Source organism: Parahaliea mediterranea (genome assembly GCF_003402235.1).
GTDB lineage: Bacteria > Pseudomonadota > Gammaproteobacteria > Pseudomonadales > Halieaceae > Parahaliea > Parahaliea mediterranea.
This window is the reverse complement of record NZ_QEWO01000018.1, coordinates 1-4,405: the sequence shown is the minus strand read 5'-3', so window position 1 is coordinate 4,405 and position 4,405 is coordinate 1. Positions and strand designations below refer to the sequence as shown.

Below are 4,405 nucleotides of genomic sequence, written 5' to 3'. Positions count from 1 at the left end.
TGGCCTTGAATTCCGGTGAGTGGGTCCGTCTCTTGCGTCTCATCGCTTCTCTCCAGAGCATCACGCTCATCTTGAGGGAAGCACTTATCTTCCTGCAATGGCTGTCCAGTCAATGGGGTCCAGCTCTGTATGCCATCCATTAGTAATATGTTGAACATAGATAACCAGTATCGTTGCATTTAAAAACAACCTACGTTGCAAACATTGTGCGCCTTATAGTATGCTAATACAAAAGTAAACTGGCGAGTGCATTATGGTTCATCTGCATTGAAAAGTAAACTGGTCGGTGTAAAAAGAAGTTTTATATGATTAAGAGCGTAGACCAATGGCTGGCAATACACGAACCCTTAGCGACTTAAAACGCGAAGCGATTATTCAAGCAGCGACGCAAGCGTTTCAAGAATTTGGCGTGAAAGGTACTAGCATGGATAAGCTTGCTGAGTTGGCTAATGTGTCTAAGCGTACTGTGTATAATCACTTTTCTACGAAAGAAGATTTAGTTATGCATCTTGTCACCGAGCAGTGGCAAAGTGCCATAATGAATATCACAGCGCATTACTTACCTAACGAACCTCTCGATACACAGCTGCAAAGCATCATTCTCAAAGACATCGAGTTTATGGTAAGTGAAAGTCATCTTGATTTAGCCCGTGTAGCGATTGGCTACTTCTTTTATGAACCTGATAAACTCAAAGACGAAGTAGCGCAGTTAAAAGTTCAGGAAACGGCCATGCATCGATGGCTCAATGATGCAAAGGCTGATGGCAGATTGGCTTTTGATGATGTTAAATACGTGGTGAATGAAATAGACAGTTTGGTAAAAGGGCAGTGTTTCTGGCCACAGCTTTTTAAAATTGAAGATGCGCTAAGTGACGAGGCTAAAAAGAATATTGCCAAGAACATTGTTGCACTAATTTTGAGTCGATATGCAATAGAGAGTAAATAGCGTGTTAAACGGGGAATCTATTATCATACGTAGCTGTTTGAAGTAATGCTCAGAAGATCTGAAGGCTCAGGTGGGCTATCGCAGGCCACGTCATCGTGGTGGTGAGAGTCACATTGTTGTTCCCAACCGGTTGCAGCGTCAGTTTAATCCTACGGCGCCAGATGAAGCCTGGGTAACGGATATTACACATATCCGCACTCACGAAGGTTGGTTATATCTGGCAGTGGTCGTGGATTTGTTCTCACGCAAAGTGATTGGCTGGTCAATGCAGTCACGCATTACCAAAGACATTGTGCTGAATGCGCTGCTGATGGCTGTCTGGCGGCGTAATCCTAAACAACAAGTGATGGTGCATTCCGACCAGGGAAGCCAGTACACCAGCCATGATTGGCAAGCATTCCTCAAAGCTAATGGCCTGGAAGGTAGCATGAGCAGACGAGGAAACTGTCACGACAATGCTGTTGCTGAGAGTTTCTTCCAACTACTGAAACGTGAACGCATCAAGCGAAAAATCTACTCAACAAGAGACGATGCCAGAAGCGATATCTTTGAATACATCGAGATGTTTTATAACTGCAAAAGAAAACATGGTTCCAATAATCTGCTGTCACCAGTAGAGTATGAAAACCGTTACCAAGAAAGGCTGGGAAGTGTCTAAGTTATTGGTAGCGATTCACTGGCATATTAATCTATAATCAACCCTATGAATGAGCCTTGTATAGAGTAAACTTTGTTATGCCACACCATATATCAAAAATTGATAATTCTCACATTATAATGGTGGTATATGAAGGAGAGATAGACTTCGATGAACGCACTCAAATCTTTCAAACAATAATTACTGATTACAAACAAAAAGCCATTTATAAGTTACTCATTGATTATCGATTAGCCAATTTAAAAGCTTCAAAAGTTGAACAAACTATTTTCGCGAGATTTGTAACATCAGAACTAAAATTCAAACACGCTGCAATTGCAATACTCGATAATGAACCTCAAAATGGTATCTATCCTGCAATCAAAGATAATGTCCAACTTACTCAATATAGAGTAAAACAGTTTTCAGATGAACTTGAAGCATTGAACTGGTTAAATTCAATCTAACTCAACACAGTGCCATCTAAGGAAGATGCGAATAAGTTCCTGATGTGAGATCATAGTGACATAGCAATCCAGCAGGAACCAATGTTCCATGAGCCACCAGTTCACCTTTGCCGATAGCGAGTTTTCCAGCAAACGCCGTCAGACTCGTAAAGAGATATTTTTATCCCGAATGGATAACCTGCTACCGTGGTCTCAATTGCTGGATGTAATAGACCCTTTCTACCCCAAGGCGGGTAATGGTCGCCGTCCGTATCCGCTGGAAACCATGTTCCGCATTCACTGTATGCAGCAGTGGTACAGTCTTGGTGATGAAGCCATGGAGGACGCGCTGTACGAGATTACTTCAATGCGCCAGTTTGCACAACTGTCACTGGATAAGGCCATTCCTGACCGCACCACCATCATGAATTTCCGGCACTTACTGGAAAAACACACACTCACGCGCAAGTTATTTAAAACCGTCAACCAATGGCTGTCGGATTGTGGTGTGATGATGACACAGGGCACGTTGGTGGATGCGACGATTATTGAAGCGCCTAGCTCCACCAAGAACAAAGACAAGCAACGTGACCCGGATATGCATCAGACCAAGAAAGGCAACGAATGGCACTTCGGCATGAAAGCCCATATTGGCGTGGATGCCAAGAGCGGCTTAACCCATACGCTGGTGACTACTGCCGCCAATGAACATGATCTGAATCAGTTGAAAAGCCTGTTGCACGGCGACGAGGAATTCATCTCTGGTGATGCTGGTTATCAGGGCGCAGAGAAGCGGGAAGAACTGAAAGACTCGAATGTAGAATGGCTAATTGCCGAGCGTCCCGGCAAGGTGCGAGCCCTGAAAAAGCATCCTCGTAAGAACAAAACCATTATTAACATCGAATACTTAAAAGCCAGCATCCGGGCAAAGGTAGAGCATCCGTTTCGGATCATCAAATGTCAGTTTGGCTTTATCAAAGCACGCTATAAAGGACTGATGAAAAATGACTCTCAGTTAGCCATGCTATTCACCTTGGCAAACCTGTTTAAAGTAGACCAAATGTTGCGACGACAGCCAAGATCTGTCTGAAATCCGGGAATCGCCCGAAATAGGGTCGAAATCCGGCCGAAAATTGGGGAGAATTGGAAATTTGGTGTTCAAAAGTTAGGCGGTCAGCTCAAAGCTTCGCTCGATACCTAAATCGCAGGACCTATTCGCAGCTTCCCTAAAACTCAAGCTTATGCTAATCGATCAAGCTATTTAGTAAACTTCGGAAGAATGATGAATCAAACACTTCTATTTCTTCATCAGTACTGGTTCCATTAATACTGATGAAGCAACTTCTTTTAATTATTCCCCGAAATTTCTTCTGTCGCCTCCTGACGCAGTTTCTGGGCATCCATTCCGTTTAGCCGTTCAATGGCTCTGTCTGCGGTACTTTGACGGTTTCCATCAACGTTTAGGGTACTTCCTGAGCCAGTGAGTCTTTCCAGATCCAGTGGCGGTACTTCGGGTAGGTTGCCTGTTATCGATAAGATACCTATCCATTCATCCAGATTGACTTGGCTCCAATCCACCTGGTTTAACTGACTCGCGGTTAAACCTTCACAGTTTGGTGACTTGGCACTGCCCCAGCCAAGGCCCAATTGCGGACGTACTTGTTCCTGAATGATCCGTGAAAGCGGCGAAGTAAAGCAGCAATATGACTGCCGTTTTTCAACACAGGCACCTAAGAACTTAGACTTGCAGTAAGAGCCTACATAGTGGCAACTCTTCAATACCCGCTTGGCGTTCATTTCAAACTCGCTCTGCTCACATTTCCAGATAAGCTGAATGAGGATCATGGTGACTGAATAAATCATGTAGGCCGTCATAACCGTACTCAGAACCGCGCCCGCAGCGCCACCCAATGCAAAGTTACCACCCGAAACGACACCATCGGCTCCAACAGCGCCACCAACGTTACTAAACAGTGCCGATTGCGCCCCCGAACCAAAGGTCGTACCTACCCATTCAGCCGTTTTGTTGGTCAACACCTGCATGAAGCCAGTCGCAGCTTGCTCCGCTCCCGCACCAGCAGCCGTTGATGGTCCAGCCCCCATAAGAGAGTCCCATGGAGACACAAAGGGCTCTTTGACCGCACTCCAGGTACTGGTGATCGGTTCCCTGAGCGTATTCCAAGAACCATAGATTGCCGAAGACGGATTCATGGCCATGACTGCCGTATCAAGCTTGTTAACCGCCACTATTGTTGTCTCGCTTAATAATCCGTAAACCGCGGTGGGTTTCATTCCGGATTGTGTCGTTCCGGACGTGTTGGGAAACCGGCAGAATCCGGGATATCCCAAGCTGCATCGTCCCTCGGCTGGGTAATG

General features: G+C 45.2%; 4 protein-coding genes and 1 pseudogene. 4 read left to right on the top strand and 1 reads right to left on the bottom strand.

All coding sequences use genetic code 11. The features are described 5' to 3' along the window. The first annotated feature begins 325 nt into the window (after positions 1-325). The 4 genes and pseudogenes from DDZ17_RS22100 to DDZ17_RS22090 all read left to right on the top strand — a co-directional run bounded on the left by DDZ17_RS22100 (position 326) and on the right by DDZ17_RS22090 (position 3,119). A complete protein-coding gene (locus tag DDZ17_RS22100) occupies positions 326-946 on the top strand; it encodes a TetR/AcrR family transcriptional regulator (protein WP_116369205.1) in 621 nt (206 codons plus the stop codon). A gap of 55 nt (positions 947-1,001) precedes the next feature. Further along, a pseudogene (locus tag DDZ17_RS22095) lies at positions 1,002-1,604 on the top strand (IS3 family transposase); the annotation flags it as partial. Positions 1,605-1,660: 56 nt separating this feature from the next. Continuing rightward, on the top strand, positions 1,661-2,050 hold the full coding sequence (locus DDZ17_RS22600) for a hypothetical protein (protein ID WP_173480771.1): 390 nt from the start codon (positions 1,661-1,663) through the stop codon (positions 2,048-2,050). A gap of 88 nt (positions 2,051-2,138) precedes the next feature. Then, on the top strand, positions 2,139-3,119 hold the full coding sequence (locus tag DDZ17_RS22090; RefSeq protein WP_116369204.1) for an IS5 family transposase: 981 nt from the start codon (positions 2,139-2,141) through the stop codon (positions 3,117-3,119). Between the two features lie 257 nt (positions 3,120-3,376). Here DDZ17_RS22090 and traN read toward each other — a convergent pair. Next, positions 3,377-4,405: conjugal transfer protein TraN (gene traN / locus DDZ17_RS22085; protein ID WP_241506002.1), on the bottom strand; the 1,029-nt coding region annotated here is incomplete at its 5' end.